At 61.3% G+C, this 18554-nt stretch carries 17 protein-coding genes and 4 pseudogenes; 4 read left to right on the top strand and 17 right to left on the bottom strand.

Features of this window, described 5'->3' with window-relative positions:
• Positions 1–313 (top strand): DUF6118 family protein (locus CAF53_RS27810; protein ID WP_242443680.1); only part of this gene is annotated, 313 nt, incomplete at its 5' end.
• Here CAF53_RS27810 and CAF53_RS26125 read toward each other — a convergent pair.
• Together CAF53_RS26125 and CAF53_RS26130 are read right to left on the bottom strand one after the other, a co-directional pair.
• Positions 260–871 carry an SDR family NAD(P)-dependent oxidoreductase gene (locus CAF53_RS26125; protein ID WP_242443681.1) on the bottom strand — a complete coding sequence of 204 codons (612 nt, stop codon included), beginning with the start codon at positions 869–871 and terminating at the stop codon, positions 260–262. The genes CAF53_RS27810 and CAF53_RS26125 overlap by 54 nt on opposite strands.
• Before the next feature lie 168 nt (positions 872–1039).
• Positions 1040–1589 (bottom strand): annotated as a pseudogene (locus CAF53_RS26130) (recombinase family protein).
• Between the two features lie 139 nt (positions 1590–1728).
• Between CAF53_RS26130 and CAF53_RS26135 the strand changes: the two are divergent.
• From CAF53_RS26135 to CAF53_RS26145, 3 genes and pseudogenes are all read left to right on the top strand, one after another.
• Positions 1729–4685 (top strand): annotated as a pseudogene (locus CAF53_RS26135) (Tn3 family transposase).
• Between the two features lie 192 nt (positions 4686–4877).
• Entirely contained in the window at positions 4878–5147 is a 270-nt protein-coding gene (locus CAF53_RS26140; protein WP_100239968.1) for a WGR domain-containing protein, read from the top strand.
• A gap of 189 nt (positions 5148–5336) precedes the next feature.
• Positions 5337–5894: pseudogene (locus CAF53_RS26145) on the top strand (recombinase family protein).
• 157 nt (positions 5895–6051) lie between these two features.
• On the opposite strand, the gene CAF53_RS27715 reads toward CAF53_RS26145, so the two are convergent.
• The 15 genes and pseudogenes from CAF53_RS27715 to CAF53_RS26195 form a co-directional block, all read right to left on the bottom strand.
• Positions 6052–6306 (bottom strand): hypothetical protein, encoded by a 255-nt coding sequence (locus CAF53_RS27715; RefSeq protein WP_197707586.1) that lies wholly within the window; start codon positions 6304–6306, stop codon positions 6052–6054.
• Between the two features lie 436 nt (positions 6307–6742).
• Positions 6743–8015 (bottom strand): annotated as a pseudogene (leuC, locus tag CAF53_RS26155) (3-isopropylmalate dehydratase large subunit); the annotation flags it as partial.
• A complete protein-coding gene (locus CAF53_RS28825; RefSeq protein ID WP_242443682.1) occupies positions 8000–8731 on the bottom strand; it encodes a hypothetical protein in 732 nt (243 codons plus the stop codon). The gene CAF53_RS28825 and the pseudogene leuC, both read right to left, overlap by 16 nt.
• Positions 8706–9023 (bottom strand): hypothetical protein, encoded by a 318-nt coding sequence (locus tag CAF53_RS28830; protein ID WP_242443683.1) that lies wholly within the window; start codon positions 9021–9023, stop codon positions 8706–8708. Before CAF53_RS28830 ends, CAF53_RS28825 begins: the two co-directional genes overlap by 26 nt.
• Positions 9024–9062: 39 nt before the next feature.
• Positions 9063–9728 (bottom strand): CoA transferase, encoded by a 666-nt coding sequence (locus CAF53_RS28835; protein WP_242443694.1) that lies wholly within the window; start codon positions 9726–9728, stop codon positions 9063–9065.
• A complete protein-coding gene (locus CAF53_RS29175; protein ID WP_277949235.1) occupies positions 9713–9961 on the bottom strand; it encodes a CoA transferase in 249 nt (82 codons plus the stop codon). The genes CAF53_RS28835 and CAF53_RS29175 overlap by 16 nt, the downstream gene beginning before the upstream one ends.
• Before the next feature lie 115 nt (positions 9962–10076).
• Positions 10077–10193, bottom strand: a complete 117-nt coding sequence (locus CAF53_RS29295) for a CoA transferase (protein ID WP_347337878.1) — start codon at positions 10191–10193, stop codon at positions 10077–10079.
• Between the two features lie 1654 nt (positions 10194–11847).
• Entirely contained in the window at positions 11848–11991 is a 144-nt protein-coding gene (locus CAF53_RS27370) for a hypothetical protein (protein WP_157801400.1), read from the bottom strand.
• Between the two features lie 277 nt (positions 11992–12268).
• Entirely contained in the window at positions 12269–12673 is a 405-nt protein-coding gene (locus CAF53_RS28845; protein WP_242443684.1) for an alpha/beta hydrolase, read from the bottom strand.
• A gap of 57 nt (positions 12674–12730) precedes the next feature.
• A complete protein-coding gene (locus tag CAF53_RS28850) occupies positions 12731–13426 on the bottom strand; it encodes a hypothetical protein (protein ID WP_242443685.1) in 696 nt (231 codons plus the stop codon).
• 136 nt (positions 13427–13562) lie between these two features.
• On the bottom strand, positions 13563–13961 hold the full coding sequence (locus CAF53_RS26175) for a VOC family protein (RefSeq protein ID WP_197707596.1): 399 nt from the start codon (positions 13959–13961) through the stop codon (positions 13563–13565).
• A gap of 7 nt (positions 13962–13968) precedes the next feature.
• Positions 13969–15258 (bottom strand): hypothetical protein, encoded by a 1290-nt coding sequence (locus CAF53_RS26180; RefSeq protein ID WP_100240097.1) that lies wholly within the window; start codon positions 15256–15258, stop codon positions 13969–13971.
• 347 nt (positions 15259–15605) lie between these two features.
• Entirely contained in the window at positions 15606–16553 is a 948-nt protein-coding gene (locus CAF53_RS26185) for a LysR family transcriptional regulator (protein WP_100239977.1), read from the bottom strand.
• Positions 16553–17500: a LysR family transcriptional regulator gene (locus CAF53_RS26190; RefSeq protein ID WP_157801376.1), complete on the bottom strand. Its 948-nt coding sequence runs from the start codon at positions 17498–17500 to the stop codon at positions 16553–16555. The genes CAF53_RS26185 and CAF53_RS26190 overlap by 1 nt, the downstream gene beginning before the upstream one ends.
• Positions 17501–17815: 315 nt before the next feature.
• A complete protein-coding gene (locus CAF53_RS26195; RefSeq protein ID WP_197707587.1) occupies positions 17816–18514 on the bottom strand; it encodes a dienelactone hydrolase family protein in 699 nt (232 codons plus the stop codon).
• Positions 18515–18554: the final 40 nt, after the last annotated feature.

Consider the following 18554-nt stretch of genomic DNA (forward strand, 5'->3'; position numbering starts at 1 on the left):
GGCGCTTGGCGAAAAGTCGGCATGGGATGCGGGGCAACGTTTGATGCAGACGGCCGCGCCGGAGAGCTGGGGATTGATCGTCGCGGCGGCCCCGCTCGCCGATGGCAACCGCGAGGCGGTGCAGGCGTGCCGCAAACAGGCCGAAAAAAGGGGTGACTACACGAAAGTGACGTATCTGCACGCTAAGGGCGAACAAATCCGGTACGATGCCAGCAGATGCTATTCGCAGGCTTTCCTGCCCCTTTTATGTGGTGCCGCCCTACGGGCGCCGATATGGGAGGGCGGCAATCCGATTGACCAACGATCGAGGTAGAACCCTGCTCGCCAAATATGTGAGCTGGTTGCCCATCCCCGGTATGGCGAAGGATTGCCGATAAACCAGAGCGTGGACTGCATGGGCCGCGCACCGGTCAACGTCCATCAAACCCAACCTCCCCCACTTCAAATCGCTGAGGGCAGCCATGTCTGTGTCGATTCCACCGGGTGCAAAAGACCCAACACTCACTCCCGTCCCGGCAAGCTCCACGGAAAGCGCTCGCATGAGGGTGCTCACATAGGCTTTCGACGCGCCGTAGACCGCTTGGAAGGGCACGGATGTTTCGCCCGCCAGGCTCGACACGGCGATTACTGAGGATTCAAACGGCTGCTCCCTGAAAATCGCAATCAGGCGAGCCAGCAAATCCGTGAAACCGAGTATGTTTGTTTCAATTACCTCGGCATAAGTGTCGGCACGGCCTGCATCAAATGAACCAACGCTCGTCATTCCGGCAACCAACAAAGCGGCTGTTACTTGCAATTCTGCAACCTTAGCCGCGATTTTCTCCCTGCCCTCGATTTCACGTTGATCAGCCACTATAATCTCGCACGGCACATTGAACCGCTCGTCAATTTCGGTCTGTAGCTCCGCAAGTTGTCGAGCCTTCGTCCAACAATCAGGGCTTGGCCTGGTACGATGCCGCCAAGCGGAGGGCGGACGCTCTGCCCAAACCGGTCGAAGCCCCTGTGACCAGCACCCACGAGTTCTTGATCGCCAGCGGTTTCACGCGTTTTCCAGAGCCTTGTATAGGGCGGTTTTGCCGATCTTGAGCCGGGCCGCCGCCTCACGAACAGTGAGGCCCGCTGCGATATGCGCCCGCGCTTTACGTAGTTTGTCGGGGTAACGACAGGCCGGCGACCACCCTTGTTGCCCCGCTCGCGTGCGGCCTTGAGGCCGGCATGAGTGCGTTCACGGATCAGGTCACGCTCGAATTGGGCCAGCGAGCCGAAGATGTTGAACACCAGCATGCCGCCCGAAGTGGTGGTGTCGATATTCTCGGTGAGTGAGCGGAACCCGATGCGCGCGCCGCAAGCTCGCCGACCTTCTCGATCAGGTGGCTCATCGAGCGGCCGAGGCGGTCGAGTTTCCAGACCACCAGCGTGTCGCCGGGGCGCAAATAGGCGAGCGCTTCGGTTAGGCCAGGCCGATCGGCTTTTGCCCCGGATGCGTGATCGTCGAATATACGGTCGCACCCGGCAGTGTTCAGCGCGTCAAGCTGGAGCGACAGCTTCTGGTCTGCGGTCGAGACGCGCGCATAGCCGATCAGCGCCACATGATGCCCGATCCTGTCCGTTTTCCCGTCATTATGCGATCTTGTCCGAATCGCCGTTACAGGTCCAGAGTTAACGGACATATTCCTGTTGGCCGCCAGAGGACCGTCTGACGGACACGCAAAGCGAAGGAGATGATGCTTGGCGAGACGGCGACTGGTGAGCCTGGAAATCTGGGCGAGGCATTGGCGCGCCGCTCGATGAGCGCGAGATCGCGCGTCATTATACGCTGACCAGCGACGACCTGGAAATTGTCGGCCGCCGTCGCGGCGATGCCACCCGGCTCGGCTATGCGATGCTCATGCTATATATGAGATGGCCTGGCCGTGCGCTGGAAGCGGGCGAAGTCCCGCCCGCTCCTGTGCTCGCCTATGTGGCGCAGCAACTCGGCGTCGCGCCGGCAGCCTTCGCGGATTATGCCCATCGGGACCAGACCCGTCGCGAGCATCTCGTCGAAATCCGACGATCGCACGGGTTCAGGATTTTTGACCGCAACGCTTTCCGTGAAGTTGTCGCCTTCTCGGTCCCAATCGCGCAGACCATCATACACCCCGGCCAGATGGCAGACGTCATCGTCGATGAACTCCGGCGCCTGCAGATCCTCCTGCCTTCTCCGTCGATTCTCGAAGCGGTGCTGCGGCGGGCGCGCCAGCAAGCCGAACAGCTTACCTATGAAGTGCTCACGAATGGCCTGCTGCCTGACACCCTTCAGGGCCTGGACGATTTGCTGGCCCGACGACCGGGGCAGGTCGCGACATGGCTATCCTGGATGCGCAATGCGCCACAATCGCCGGCAGCGCGCAACATCCTGCGCCTGATCGAACGGCTCGCCTATATCCGCGCGCTGGGCCTCGATCGCGCCCGTGCCGACATGATCCCGGCTTTGACTTTTGACAGGCTGGCGGACGAAGGCAGCCGCATCACACCCCAGCACCTTGGCGAACTCAATGCCCTGCGCCGCCATGCGACGCTGGCGGCAACCGGCATCCGGCTTGAGGAAAGCCTGACCGACGCCACCCTGACGATGTTCGACAAGCTGTTGGGCAGCATGGCGCGCCGCGCCGAGAACCGGACCCGCGACAAAGCCCTCAAGACGGTGCGCGAGTTGCAAGGCCACCTCCGGACGCTCACGGGGTCTTGCCGCCTCCTCATCGACGCGCGCAGCAAGGGCGTGGATTCTCTGGCGCAGATCGAGGCGCTGGACTGGCAGCACTTCGCCGTGGCCGTCGAGCAGGCCGAAGTGCTCGGGCGACCGGAAACCGTCGATCGCACCGCCGAATTGATCGAGCGGCATCGGACGGTGAAGCTCTTTGTCGGCGCTTTTCTCAACGCCTTCGAGTTTCGCGGCGCCGGCGCGGTTCAGGGGCTCCTGTCAGCGCTGGCCATCATCGCGGAGCTATATCGGACCGGCAAACGGCGCTTGCCTGATCGCGTGCCGGCTACGCTTTGTGCCGCCCGCATGGCGCCCGTTCGTCCTGCGGGATGGCATCGTTGATCGTGCCGCTTATGAACTATGCGCCTTGTCGCAACTACGCGAGCGGTTGCGAGCCGGGGATATATGGGTCGCGGGAAGCCGGCAGTTTCGCGATTTCGACAGCTATCTCATACCGCCGGCGACCTTTGCGGCGCTGCGCGAGAAGGGGCCGTTGCCGCTCCCATCGAAACGGATTTCGAGCGCCATATCGAGGAACGGCGCACCAGGCTCGACACGGCGATCGAGCAGGTAACGGTCCTTGCACGGCAAGGGGAGCTGCCCAGGTTAAGCTTGACGAAAAACGGTCTCATCATCTCGCCGCTGAAGGCGGGCAACACCGCCCGCCACCGAGATTGCCCGTCGCGCCCGCTATGATCGACTGCCGCGCGTGAAGATCACCGATCTTCTGCTGGAGGTCGATGCCTGGACCGGGTTCAGCGAATGCTTCATCCATCGTCGTTCGGGCCGGGAAGCCGACGATCGCAATGCGCTGCTCACGGTCATCCTCGCCGATGGCATCAATCTCGGCCTCACACGCATGGCGGAAACCTGCCGGGGGCGCAAGTCTGCGTCAGCTCGCCCATCTTCACGACTGGCACATCAGCGAAGCCGCCTATGGCGAAGCGTTGGGAAGGCTGATCGACGCCCATCGCGCCATGCCGCTCGCCGCGCTGTGGGGAGACGGCACCACTTCGTCGAGCGACGGACAGCAATTTCATGCCGGGGGCCGTGGGGCCGCGATCGGCGACATCAACGCGCGCAGCGGCAACGAACCAGGCGTTTGCCTTCTACACCCATGTCTCGGATCGATATGACCCCTTCGCAAGTCGGGTGATCGCGGCGACCGCTGGCGAAGCGCCCTATGTGCTGGATGGCTTGCTGTATCACCAGACCGGCCTGACGATCGAGGAGCACTACACCGATACGGGCGGGGCATCGGACCATGTGTTCGGCCTCATGCCCTTCTTCGGCTACCGCTTCGCGCCGCGCCTGCGCGACATCAAGGAGCGTCGTTTACACCTCCTTCCCGGCCAAGAATCCGGCCCCTTGCTTGCCGGCATGACGGCCGAACCGATCGCATTGGGTCATGTCGCGGCGCATTGGGACGAACTGCTGCGGTTCGCCACGTCGATCCGCACCGGCACCGTCACTGCTTCGGCAATGCTGCGCCGCTTGTCCGCCTATCCGCGACAGAACGGACTGGCCCTCGCACTACGCGAGCTGGGCCGCCTCGAACGCTCCATTTTCATGCTCGACTGGCTGCGCGACATCGACCTGCGCCGGCGCACCCAGGCGGGCCTCAACAAAGGCGAAGCCCGCAACGCGCTCGCCCGCGCGCTCTTCTTCAACCAGCTCGGCGAACTGCGCGACGTCGGTTCGAGAACCAGACCTATCGCGCCTCCGGCCTCAACCTGCTCGTCGCCGCCATCATCTTGTGGAACACTCGCTATCTCGAAATGGCGCTGGCGGACATCGGCACAGCCGACGAAATCGCACGCCACATCGCGCCATTGGGCTGGGAGCATATCTCGCTGACCGGTGACTATAGCTGGAATGTGAAGATCAACCCGATCCGGACGCCTTGCGACCGCTGCGCGCCGTCAACTCCCTACTTGCCGCGTGACGTTCGCTATCCGTTCGCCTTTCCGTGCAGATACGTCACTTTCGTGTAGTCACCCCAAAAAGCGAAAAGACCGGTGCGCTGCACAATCGAGGTAAAAGGCGCCCGGAATCATCGGTTCCGTGAATCAGTGCAGCATGACTGATTCAGAGAAGTCGTCGGACATCGGCAAACCGATGCTGTAGGCTTTGCGACATGAATGGCGCAGGTCTTCTCCCTAATCCCGTTGAGCTGATCGCGCTTGATCCGGCGCGTAATATTCGCCGACGCTACAGCATCACCGTGAGCGTTGACCTGTTCGGCATGATCGTCGTCGAAAGCCGCTGGGGCCGGATCGGCGCGCGCGGCCAAGCCCAGCGCCATGCCTTCGCCGATCATGCCGCAGCCGAGCGGTATATCGCAGCGCTTCTCCAAAAGCGTGGTACGGCTGAAAGGCGGATCGGTGTCGCCTATCGGCCTGTCTGACACCGGACACAGAGCTCGCGTGTCGAAGCTGATCGACCCCCTTATCCTTATGTCAATCTGGAGTATAGCCTAACCCGACGTCAGGACGGTGCGCCAGTTTCTGTCAGGATAGAGTTGTGATACGAGTTTATTGACGCTGGTCGCGCTGTATCATAGATTTCAACCTGACAAAATCGCACAGGGGTGGCGATGAAAGGCCAAAGGATCGGTTACGTCCGGGTCAGCACATTCGATCAGAATGTCGATCGCCAGTTGGAAGGGCAGTCGCTCGACCGGGTGTTCACTGACAAGCATCGGGCAAAGACGTCAACCGGCCGCAGCTCGACGCCATGCTCGCTTTCGCCCGCGAGGGCGACACCGTCGTGGTCCACAGCATGGATCGACTGGCGCGCAATCTCGACGACCTGCGCAAGTTGGTTCACTCCCTCACCAAAAGAGGTATCCGGATCGAGTTCGTGAAGGAGAGCCTGGCCTTCTCGGGCGAGGATTCTCCGATGGCGAATCTGATGCTCTCGGTCATGGGCGCATTTGCGGGATTCGAGCGCGCCCTGATCCGGGAACGGCAACGCGAGGGCATCGCGATCGCCAGGCAACGCGGCGCCTATCGTGGACGGAAACGCTCCTCTCCGACGAAATGGTCGCCGAACTGCATCGCCGCATAGCGGTTGGCGAGCGAAAGGCGCTATCGCCCGCGACCTGGGGATCAGTCGCGAAACCCTCTATCAGTATCTCCGCAACACCCCATGACGCCTTTGTTCTCACTATGTCCGACAAATCCTTGTCCGGCGCACAAAGCTTCCGGTGACGCCTGTTGTAATCGCGCAACGATACGGAGGGCGCGCGCTCCAAGAGCGCGCCCCATTCTCAAACATCATCTTGTGGGACGGATTGGAGCCTTGGGGTGTCATTCCGCCCCCAACCGTACCCGGCCACCAGCGGGGCGTTTTTCAACAGCCCCGATCGCTTTCGGAATAGGTCCTACCCACGGCTGTACCAGTGCCGCCGTCCGCTCGAACGTCTCGATCTCTCCCAAATGGGCGAGGCTGAGGGCAATATCATCGATACCCTCGATCAGCCGGCGCCGCCTCTCCGCGTCGACTTCGAACGGTACAACCGAGGAACCTGTCGTAATCTTCTGCTGGGTCAGGTCGACGGTCATCCAGGAGGATGAGGCGGCCGACGCTTCGGCCTGCAAAGCGTTGATCTGGCTGCTGGCAGGCGGATGGGGAGCATCCCATTCTTGAAGCAGTTCAGGTAGAAGATATCGGCGAAACTCTCCGCGATGACGCAGCGGATTCCGAAATCCAGCAGCGCCCAGGGGGCATGCTCGCGGCTAGAGCCGCATCCAAGGTTTGAGCCAGAGATCAGGATGCCTGCTTTGTTCCATGTGATTTGTTGAGTGGAAAGTCCGGATCTGAGGCGCGAAGATTGAAAAACAGAGCATCCTTCAGACCTTTGCGCGACGTTGTCTTAAGGAACTTGGCGGGGACTAGCATATCGGTGTCGATGTTCGCGATCGCACCGGATACAGCGACGGCCTCGAGCCTGACAAAGGGGGTCATTGCAGTTGCGCCCTTGAGTCCACCAAGCAGCATTCACGGCCGGGCCGCAGCCATGGCTGGCGAGACGAGGTGTGTCCGCCGCCTGGTCCCTGCCGTCCCTCGAAATTGCGGTTCGACGTTGAGGCACAGCGCTCGCCGGGGCCAATCGATCGGGGTTTAGTCCGAGACACATCGAACAGCCGGGCTCCGCCACTGGAAGCCGGCCTCTCAAAAATCGTGTCCAGACCTTCGCTTCACGCGCGCCTTGACCTCTCCCGATCCTGGAACGACGAGCGCTCTCACGCCGGGCGAGACCTTTCGACCCTTGGCGACGCGGGCCGCCTCGCGAAGGTCCTCGATGCGGCTGTTGGTGCACGACCCTATGAACACCACATCGATCGGAAGCCCTGCCAAGGGCTGACCTGGCTCAAGGTCCATGTACGCGAGCATTCGCGCGATCTGGGCTCGTTTCGCCTCGTCCGTCTCCTGCGCTGGATCAGCACCAAGCCACGATCGTCGTCACAGCGTCCGGGCTAGTGCCCCAGGTCACCATCGGCTCGATGTGGCCGCGTCTAGTGTCTCAATGCGATCGAACGACGCTCCTGCGTCGCTCCGGAGACGCGGACCAAGCTTCCCGGAGCAGTCTCGAGCTCTTGGCCTTTCGGGGCCCAAGGGGTGTTTGCAAGGTAGTCGAATGTCACCGCGTCCGGAGCGATCAGACCAGCCCTAGCCCCCAACTCGATGTCATATTGCAGATCGTCATTCTGCCGGCCATGTCGAGACTATCTACCGCCGAGCCGGCGTACTCGACCAATAGCCGCTGCCCCCGCCGGCGCCCAGTTGCCGGATGATAGCGAGCGCCAGGTCCTTCGCCGCGACGCCGTACCGGAGTCTGCCCTCGAGGCGAACAAGCATCGTTTCGACGGTCGTTGCACCAGCGTCTGGGTCGCGAGCACATGCTCGACCTCAGAGGTGCCAATCCCAAAGGCCATGCGCCGAACGCGCCGTGGGTTGAGGTGTGGCTGTCGCCGCAGACAATGACGGTGCCGGGCAACGTGAGGCCCAACTCGGGTCCGATCACGTGAACGATCCCCTGTCGGCGGCTGGTAAGCGGAACATAGCGAATGCCAAATTCACGGCATTCAGTTCGAGTTGCTCAATCTGCCGCCTGCTCTCTGGGTCGGCGACCGAGAGCAGGCCCTGCTGCCGATGCTCGGTCGGCACGTTGTGATCTGCGACCGGCCAACGTCAGATCGGGACGTCGTACCGTTCGTCCGCTCGTGCGCAGGCCATCGAAGGCTTGCGGGCTCGTCACCTCATAGACGAGTGGCGATCAACATAAGCAGTCTGTCTGGCGAGTCGCCGAGTGTGGTGACGACGTGGGTATCCAGATCTTCTCATAGAGCGTCTTCGCCATCGATCACCCCTCCAACGCTTGAACACAGCGCTGGCCTTCGAGCGCGTTTCGCACACGCCCGCCGGAGAAAGCCCGGGATCTCCGCACCCCTCATCGAGACCTCGAGGAGCGACCCGAGATCCACGCCCGTCTCGAGACCCATTGTTGAAGGTCCAGACGACATCCTCGGTTGCGACGTTGCCGGTCGCGCCCGGAGCGAAGGGGCAGCCGCCAAGCCCCGCAAAGGAACTGTCAAACACGCGAACGCCTGCGTCATAGGCGGCCAACACATTTGCTACGCCCAGACCGTAGGTGTCGTGGCCGTGGAACGCCCATCCCGTACCGTTCCCATATCGGCGGATCGACCGCTCGGAACAGCGCCTCACCCGATCGGGCGTGACCCGTCCGGTAGTATCGCACAGCGCGACCTCCACACCGGGCCGCAGCGGGATCAAGGCGTCGAGAAGTTTCAAAACATCCGCCTCGGGCACGGGCCCGTCGAACGGGCAGTCGAAGGAGGTGGCCAGATTCAAGCGCACCCGAGTGCCTCCGGGCAAATCGGCAACGAGCCGGCCATATTCCTCGACCGATTCGGCCGGACTGCGCCGGACATTGTTCTGGTTATGCTTCTCGCTGGCCGAAAGCACGAACGCTATATGGGAAGCGCCAGCTTCCAAGCTCGATGGCAAAACGCTTGTTAGGTACAAGGACCTGGGCCGCTAGGCCGGGCAGCAATTGCGCTGCCCGCAGGACTTCAGCCGCATCCGACAATTGTGGCACAGCCCGTTCATTCACGAAGGCGGTCACTTCCATTCTGCGAAGTCCGGCGCGGTACAGCCCTTCGACGAATGCGATTTTCACGTCGGTAGCGATATGCGGTCCGATGGGCTGGAACCCGTCACGCGGACCGACTTCGACCAAGGCGATTGCGGAGCTCATGCTATCACGCCCTCCGAGCGCAAAGTCTCGATCTTAGCGTCAGTCAGCTTCAACGCTGATCGAAGCACCTCCTCGGTATGCTCGCCGATGCGGCCCGGTCCATCGGATGGGGACAGCGCCTCCATCGAACGAAGGGACCACGCCAGGGTGGAGAACCGGTCCGCCAAGCAGGTCGTCGTCGACCTCCCGGACCATCTTGCGCACGCGATACTGAGGATCGCTGGCGATGTCGGCCGCCGTGTAGATCTTCGAGCTGGGAATGTCGGCCGTCGCAAGAACCTCGATCAGCGCGGCGGACGCGTGCCTGCGTGTCCAGTCGCCAATGATCTCGTCGAGAGCGCTCGAATTCGCAACGCGCTGCTGGTTGCCGGCGTAGCCAGGAGCTCCGATCAGCTCGGGTCGGCCGACAAGGGTCATCAGCTTCGCGAAGAGAGGCTCGGAGTTAGCGGCGATCAGGACGAACGCCCCATCCGCGGTCGGATAGGCGTTGGTCGGTGCCGCGGTCGCAATGCCACCACCGGTCGGCTGGCGAATCTTACCCAACCGCCCGAACTCCGGGAGCATGCCTTCCATGAGGCTCAGGACGCTTTCGGTCAGCGCGACGTCGATCGTGCGACCGGTCCGCTCTCCGCCGGGCCGATCTCGCTGCCACAGCGCTGCAAGGAGGCCGAATGCCGCGTAGAGACCCGCTACCGAATCTCCGATGCTGACGCCGACGCGGACGGGCGGAAGATCGCTGGTACCGGAGGTTGGTCGGTCAGATAACGCAAGCCGCCGAGCGCTTCACCGATAACGCCAAAGGCGGCGCGATCGCGGTAAGGCCCGCTTTGCCCAAAGCCAGAGATGTGCGTCACGATCAGGCCAGGGCATCGCTCGCGCAACTTGGCAGGCCCCAACCCGAGCTTCTCGAGTTGCCCAGGCCGAAAGTTCTCGACCACGGCGTCGCAAGTTTCGACCAGATCGAGAACGATGTCGATCGCGCCGGGATGCTTCAGTTTAGGACAATGCTCCGCTTATTACGGCCGTGTACCGACCACCAAAGCGACTGGCCGTTCACGTGCTCGCCCCATTGGCGGATGGGTCACCGCCTGGCGGCTCGATCTTGACAACGTCCGCACCGAGGTCTGCAAGCAGCCGCGTCGCAAAGGGGGCTGCGACGAAGTGGCCAATCTCTAGATCCGCAAGCCTTCAAGTGGAAGATTTGTCTCGATCATAATAATTCCTATAGCTTGGCATCTGGAGTTGCGGCAGCTGCCCCAGCCCGGAGTTGAACATGTCTGGTAGGTATAGTCGAACGCGATCAATCCGTCGTAGCGGACGACAGCGGCGTCGTATATTCGCCGCTGGCACTGGCCTGCCACTTTGGCGTCAAAGATGCTCGATTGGTAATGTTGACGAACCGGTGATGAGGCCCAGCACGGATACATCTCTCTTGGCAGCTGATGGGTTCGCTGAGCGGGCGCCGCATGCTGTCGAAGGGATCGACGGCAGCGGGAGATGTGAGGGACCGAGGCGTTCACGGAAACATGTCTCCAGCCGGTGCGGGAACGAGGATGCTCTCATCCCCATACTGGACGCGGTTGTCATGTCTCTTCTAGGGGGCATCGGCGGGTCTGGTGCGCTCGCGATTGACATCGCGCACCAAGGCTCGGGCACCGCCGATAGCCAGTCTTGCCGCCCGGTGGATCCCTTTTGGATGCCGATTTACAGCCCAACCTCAACGGTCGTCGCCGATCCATGGTGCGCCGCTCTTGGCAAACGGTTCTGCGGTGGCAGCCATCCGTCAGGAGATTCGCGGAACGCTGCAGGTTGCAGGCGCAATCCGCAGCGATCTCGCGTCGCGAGAAATCACCGATGATCAACACCGGGCATCGCGTCCGACAGTGAAACCGGCCATCAGCTCCCGATGATTTGCAGTCGAGTGGCCTTGTTCTCCGCTTCTACATCTCGTCGATCAGGCGTCGTGCGACGATAGCGAGTTTATCGGACATGACGCTGATCTCTGAGGCCGTATCCGGTTTGCGTTGAAGTGACTCTGGATTGCTTCGCAGGCAGACAGGTCCTGCGAGAAGACCTCCAACTGGGCGGCCGTGTCGTCTTCGGTTGTCGGAAGCTCGAGCTGACCGCCGTAAAGTGATAGCAGTGACTGTCGTCGGCGGGGGTCAGGCCAACGTTAGTACAGCGCTGGCTTATGATACGATTGCCGTCCGCGGGATCCGTAAACGGTTGTAGATCTTACGCTGCGGGCAACTCATGAATCATCGTGATTGTCCGATTCAGTGGGCGGCCTGTCGGTACATGCCAAATACGGGCAACATTTCGTGGGCGATGAAGTTGGGCATGCAATATCCGTGTGAATTTTCGCCCGTCTTGCTCATAATCCTGGTTGATGGTTGGGTCAGAATCTCCCGGTCGTCACCGCTATCCATCAACCGGCATGGAGAAAGCTGACATGCGTAGTGTCGAATAGGTTATCGTGGCCCCGCATGAAGTTCGCAGCCATGGGTAGCGGGAAGTAATAGACGTGATCGAAATGGTCGTCCCCCATTGTGCCATGGGGATGTCGGCGGGATAGCTAGATCCGGATCGCCCATCCAAATCCAGATAAAGTTCCGGCGCTCGACACTGATAGGACCGGACGCCGCATCGCCGGGGAGGTGAAGCTCCACCAGCGATCTTCGTGCAGCGCCCCTGCTATCGAACACATCCCGTGATAGCCACACTGGATGCTGTCCCCGACACTCGGCTCTCCTGAAAAGGAAAGCCGCGATGTGGACATGCATTCTGCATCGCCACCGTTCACCCGCCTCGGTCCGATACATTACTACCACTCGCCCAGGAGCTTGCGCGCCATAGGCTTGCGCGTCACTTCGGTGTCGCCCGCCGCTACATACCAAGCGTTGCGTGGATAGCGCTGGAACGCGCCGAACGACTGAGTAGTGGGCGCTAATTTGCCTGTCGCGCGCATGTTATGGTCTCCTTATGGTTTGGGTTATGCTCCGACCGACAATCGTCTAGCCTAAGCATAATTAGTGTCATTATGTGTGTTCATATACGCGCGGCTTTGACGATCCAACCGGCACCCAGTCCCCTGTTTCCGACACTAAGTTTCGGGAAGAATGGACTGTGCCCTTAAGACTGCGGAGCGAGCGAAGTGGCACCGGTCAGATCTCGTGCTTGGCACGGGCAACCGGGCGGCTCGTCCATTTCCGATTGTGTCGATGTTTCGAGAGCACTTTCTCGGGTCACGCTTTAATCATACAGCGCTCTCTCAGCCAGTTTTTACAGATCGCCACGGCACGCTCCTGCAACGCAGGCTGCTGCTGGAAGTAGTGGGTCGCATCGTCGATCTTTTCGAAGCTCTTGTCGGCGCTGCCGAGCAGCTCGAAGATCTTGCGCGGGTGCGTCGCGGGCGTTGCGTCGTCGGCGCCGTTCTCGATTACCAGCGCCGGCACGGTGATCCGCGGCGCATTAAGGGAGGTCCTGGCGTTGGAACGATCATAAGACCATTGCGACAGCCATGAGCGCAGTGTGGTGTAGCGGGCAAGACCCACCGGGCCGGCATTGGCCGTGCGGGGATTGCCGAGATAGCACCAGTTGGGCTTGCGTCCGTTGGGATCGACGCTGGGTCGATCCAGCGCGGATCGCACATCGTGCGGTGGACGATGAAGCCGCGCTCCATCTCGTCGGTACCACGCGCGCGAAGGTCACGCAGCATGGCGTCGGCCCATGACGTGATCCGACGGTTGCGCTCGACCTGCGATGCTCTGAAGCGCGCTACGAAGGCCGGATCGAAAGGCATCGCCGCCAGCGCCTCGGAGGTGTAGATGTCCAGCGCGCGGTCCCGGTGTCGGATCGCCTTCGTGAACCACGGAAGGGTCGAGCCATTCGGTCAGTGTTTCGGCGCGGCTCAGATGCGCGGCGACGCTCCAGATTGCGTCGGCGGGATCAGTCCGGCAGCCGCGAGGTCGATCGGGGTCACCGGCCGGCGTTTCCGTGATGGTAGGCTGTTCAGCCTCCGCTTGATAGGCTATCGAAAGCGAGCCGCCACCGCTCCAGCCAACCAGCACCACTTTTCCGTAGCCCAGAACCTCCTTCGCGTAGCGCACATAGGCGCCCATATCGATGATCGCCTTCTCCATGATCAGCGATGTATCGTTGCGGATGTAGCGGCTGCCGCAGCACATGACGTGTAGCCCGGCCTCGGCGAAGGCGCGCGGCAGTGGCAGGAGGTTGAGCGCGGACGACGGGTGCATGAACAGCAGCACAGTGTCGGACGGCGCATTGCCGGGAAGCAACAGCTGTCCCTCCAGGAAAATGCGCCCGCTGCGGCCGACAAAGCCGTACACCTCGGTGAAGAGCGCGCTTTCCTCGAACGAGATCGTGAAGGCGCGGCGTTCCAACTGCTCGCGCAGTTCCTCTACCTTCACGCTACTGCCTTGCCGGTGGCTTTCCGCTCACGCCATTTGGTCATTTCGTCGCCGGCGGCCCGCGCGAAATCATCCCACATCGTCGCTGAATCGGTGCGCACGGTCATCTCTAGGCGATGACCGTTGGATCATAGAAGTAATAGGAGTCGCAGAAGCCGTGACCGATGGGACCGATCACTTCGACGCCATTGTCCCGCAGCCGCTGGGCGAGCAGTTCGGCGCGTTCGTGCGACTCGGTCTCCAGCGCCAGATGCTGCGCCCAGTCGTTTTCAGGAACTGACGACGATCTCGTGTCATTCATAACGTCGAAAAAGGCAATGAAACTGCCGTCATCCATCTCGAAGAAGATGTGATTGTGCGGGTCCGATTTCTTAGTCGACGGGACATAATTGTGGACCAAGGCCGCTGCGAGCTTGAGACCGAGCAGTTCGGTGTAGAATTTGGTCGTCTGCTCGGCATCGACGCAGCGATAGCGACATGATGAAGTTTCTTGAGCATCGTTCTGGATCCTCTTCCTAAATCTGCGAGCACAGCCGCCAGCGGCCTCTGGTCGCCATGGGCATCAGGACTTCCCCCTCAGGCCGCCTTGGAAGCCTGGGTGTGGGAATGGTGCTTGAACATGTTGGCGTTTGCCACTCCGTGATGGTGCGGCCCAACAACTCCATTGAGTTGTCCCAGTCGTACACCGCATGGCTGGCCAACACCGTTACGTCGCGCACTGCGCGTTGGATCGGGTTGTCCAGATTGTGCGCGCTCGTCCCCGCCGCGTCCGAGACGGTCCGTACCGCCCGCTTGCACTGATCCACCGCGAACACGATGTGCGAGCGGATGAGGAGCCGTTCCTCGGCGGTCGGGACGCGCCTGGCGCGCGCTACCTCCTCCGTGCGCTGCGCGGCATCGCGCAGCAGCACTTCGGCGACCTCTACGGCGAGGTTCGCTTCGGCTAGGCGAACGAGCGCCGTTGGCTTGATTTGTGGCGCGCCATCGGTCCCGCGAGGACTGCGCTCCTGCAGCCGCTTACTGAACGCCGAGACACAGGCCCGGGCCGCGCCAATAGCCGGTGAGGCGGACGAGATGTTGAGAAGGATGTCGACCGCGATGCCGTACAGCGGGTTGTCGTGGTAGTCCCGACCGAAGCCTTCGCCAGCGCGAACCTGCTCGAAATCCACCGACATATGCTCGGGCACGAACACGCTGTCTACCACCACGTCGGCGCTTCCTGTCCCCGAAAGGCCGTCAACATACCAGGTGTCGATTACCCGCCCCTGATCGACTGGCAACACGAACATACGCATCTCGGCCGCTTTGCCGTCGCGCTGCACAATGGCCATCAGCTGCAGCAGATCGGCATGCATGATGCCAGAAGCGTATTTCCAATGCCCGCTGACCGTATAGCCTCCGTCGGTTGGGATGGCATTGCCCGGAGGAGCGGTGGTCGCAGGCGCGCAAATGTAGGGATAGGCGCCGTAGACTTCGTCTTGCGCTTGCCTAGGCATCTGGCTCATCAGGAAATTGTGCTGCATGTAAAAGGACATGATCCACGCGCTGGACATGCAGCCCTCTGCCACCGTTGTGACGATATCGATGAAACTCTGAAGGCCGAATTCTAGCCCGCCGAAGCGTTTGGGCACGAAGTGGTAGAATATCCCAGCAGCGCGCATCGCATCGACGACCTGATCGAGCGGGCGACGCTGCCGCTCGGTCTCCTCGGCGCACTGCGCCGCAAGGTCACGGATACCGCGCGCGCGTCGAGCAATAGTGCCGGCGTCAGCTGCGCTAGATCTTCCTTGTCCAGCCAGTCCCACTGGCGGCCAGCGGGCGCCGCTACGCGAGCTATCATCGAAACCATCGAACTTCTCCTTAAACCTCTTATCGCATCAGGGCGACTCGGGGCACTGTGACTGCGCTTCGCGAGATGGCCACATGATATGCTCGGACCGCACCCACAGCCGATCAATATCAATGGCTTGCGCGTTTCATGGCCCGATTATCAATCGCCGCCCTCGTGCCGAACTCAACTATGCAGCTGCTGCACGCTGTGGATCGATTTTGGCTGCTGGGAAGACTAGGCGTGCCGATCGAAAAAGAACAATCGGAAATAGGGACGGTAGGTATCGGCAGGTATGTTACTTTCGGCCTTCGCCGCAGGCGGTCAACTAACGACACTGTTCTTCAGTAGGGTCGATACCCAGATCTGCAATGGCTCTTTCTCACGCAAACGCCGTGACACCATGAAGGTCGAGAGGCGCGGCAGATTCGGCCTAGCCACGCTCGCGCCTAGCCGCTGGGCCAGGCGCTGAGGCACCACGCTCACTATGTTACGCGCCTGCGCCAACTTTACGAGCTGCAACGCCGGAAGGATCAGAACCTCAGGCGCACTATGACTGTGCGTAATCTTTCGGCATTCGCGCAACACTGCCGAGGGCGTAGACAGCAAGAGGTCGCGCACTTCGGCAACGCGATCGTCCGCCGCATCAGCGCGATCGCTCAGCAAGACCAATTCCTCCTCATATAGGAGCTCGATTCCCAAAGACCTGTCCACTTCCGGTGCTTCGATCGCCTGGATTAGCGCGAAGTCCAGCAGACCGCTCGCGAGTGTCGGCAGAACGTCGGCGCAATCGCGCACGAAATGGATCGACATTGTCGGAGCCAAGTGCCGCGCCTCGATTAGGAACTTAGGGTGCAGCGTGAGCACTGCGTTTTCCGGCGCTGACACCTTGACCCGCCCGAGGAAGGCCTGAGGATCGAACGGCTGCAGGCCAAGCAGCACTTCGACGCGGCTCAACATCTGATCGATGACAGGCTCGATCTGGGTAGCAAGATCCGAAAGTACGAACTTGCGGCCGGCGCTGACCAGAAGCGGGTCGTCGAAATAGCCGCGCAGCCGAGCGAGGGAATCGCTCATCGCCGACTGGCTCATGTTCAGTGCGGTGGAAGCTTTGGCAACACTGCGCGACTTGAGCAGCTCGCGCAGGGCTGGAAGGAGATTGTGGTTGAGCCCGGGAAAGCGCCCAGTCTGACGTGAGCGGTCCAAGGCCGCCCCGCGCGCAATTCCGCGCTTCTGCTTGTCCAGTCCGGGGACGTCTCGTCGATTGGCCATCAGGGATAGAACGCCTTCGCGCGCGTCGTCGCCCGACGACTAATCTGTGAGGCGAAGTCGCGGAGGATCTCAACGAACCGGCGCTGCACCGGGTCCCGAGGATAGGTGTCATCCCAATAAGCGAAGGTCCTGAGCGTCACTTCGAACGGCACCTCGACTAGCCGAACACTGGGTTGCGGCATCAACGCGGCGACAGCACGCTCCAGCACCAGGGCGATGCTCTCCGTTCCTTCAACCAAAAAGGCAAGGAGCGGGTAACTCTCGACTAGTATTGAATCGGCGCGGTTCTCACCGATATGCTGCAAAATCGTGGTGCGACTAGCGTTGTAGTGGCCGGGGTTATGATGCAGGAAGATATGCTGCGCGCGCCAGTACATCTCTTCCGAGATGTTGCCAATGATTGGCGACCCTGCGTCAACGAGACCCATCATCCGATCGTCGACGAGGGCAAGCCGGGCGAATTGTGGATCGGTCAGCCCCGCCGGAATTTCGGGCGAGATGAGGAAATCTAGGTCTCCCTGCAACAGCGCGATCGCAGTTTCCTCGTTCACATCGTGGAGGTTGAGGATTATTTCCGGATGCAGTTCGGCGCAGAAGCGGACCAGTTGCTCGCCGACCACCAGCATCGAATAGTCGTTGATGGCGATGTCGAGTTTCGGGCTCTCGTGCGAGGTGGCGGAGATTTCCAGGTCGATGAGGTGGTCAAGCGGTTTGAGCACGGTACGGAGCTGCTGGTCCAGACGTTCCGCAACGACCGTAAGGCGAAAGGTCTTGCCTCGCGCCACCAGCAACTCGTCGTCGAACATATGGCGCAGATGCCCTAGCATCTCGCTCACCGTGGATGGGCTCAGGTCAAGCGCTCGTGCCGCTCGAGTGACGTTCTTGAAACGCAGCACCGCGCGCAGCACGGGCAGCAGGTTCAGGTTGGTGGCGCGCAGGCTTCTCATGAACTCTTTTGACCTACAAGCTCTGAACGATGCCTTCCTTGTTGGCATAGTTCGAAATGCTGTTCTTGGCCTAGAAATGCCGACGGGTCTGCCGCCAAATGTCCTTTATCCCGTTTTGGTAGAGGCCTTGGTCGGCTATTTTGCATTGGAGGATTTGGGCTTCATCTTCGCTCCTTCGTCACTACGGCGAAGCCCAAATCCTCCTTAAATCACAACCCTCAAATCTGTTCTGTTGGTGTCGACGGGGGTAGTCCCAGACGTCTACTCAGGCGCATCGACCGGCGTCCAGACAGTGGGTCTGAGAACTGCCTGCGATCATGCAGTTGCCAGAAGCGGTCGGAACAGGCGGAAGAGCTGCTCCCAGTGACGCTCGGCGGCGACGCGGCTGTAGCTCGCCCTTTGGGGGAAGGCGAAACCGTGATGCTCGCCCGCGTAGAGCTCGACCTCGGTGGGCGCGTCGCGGGTCATCAGCATATTCCGAAGCGCCTCTACCTCGTGCAGCGGCACGAACGGGTCGTGCTCCGCGCAGGCCATGTAGAGCGCGCACCGGACCGATGGCAGCATGTTGGCGGGGCTAGTCGGGCTGTCCTCGAACAGCCAAGTGCCGTAGATCGATGCCACTGCCGCGACACGATCGGGATGCCGGGCGGCCAGAGCAATCGCGTTGCGACCGCTCATACAATAGCCCACCGTACCGATCGGCCCCTTCGCTGCTGCGGAGTCCTGGTCGATGAAGCCCAGGAGCGCGTCGCTGTCGGCCATCACGCGCGGGACGGTTACCTCCCGCACGAGCGGCATAATCTTGGGAGCACCGTCTTCGTCCGGCATGCTGGCGATCTGATCGACTTCCAATAGCGACGAACGATAATAAAGGTTGGGAACCGCTACATAGTAGCCGACGCTTGCGAGACGCCGCGCCATGTTCCGCAGTTCCTCGCGAATACCGAAGGCGTCCATGTAGAGGATGATCACCGGCGATGGGTCGTCCTCGGGATGAAATATCAGGGTCGTCATTCCTCCGCCGATTGGGCTGGCGTCTGGCGTTTTGATGTCG

Origin of the sequence: Sphingobium sp. LB126, assembly GCF_002795205.1 — a bacterium.
Classification (GTDB): Bacteria; Pseudomonadota; Alphaproteobacteria; order Sphingomonadales; family Sphingomonadaceae; genus Sphingobium; species Sphingobium chungbukense.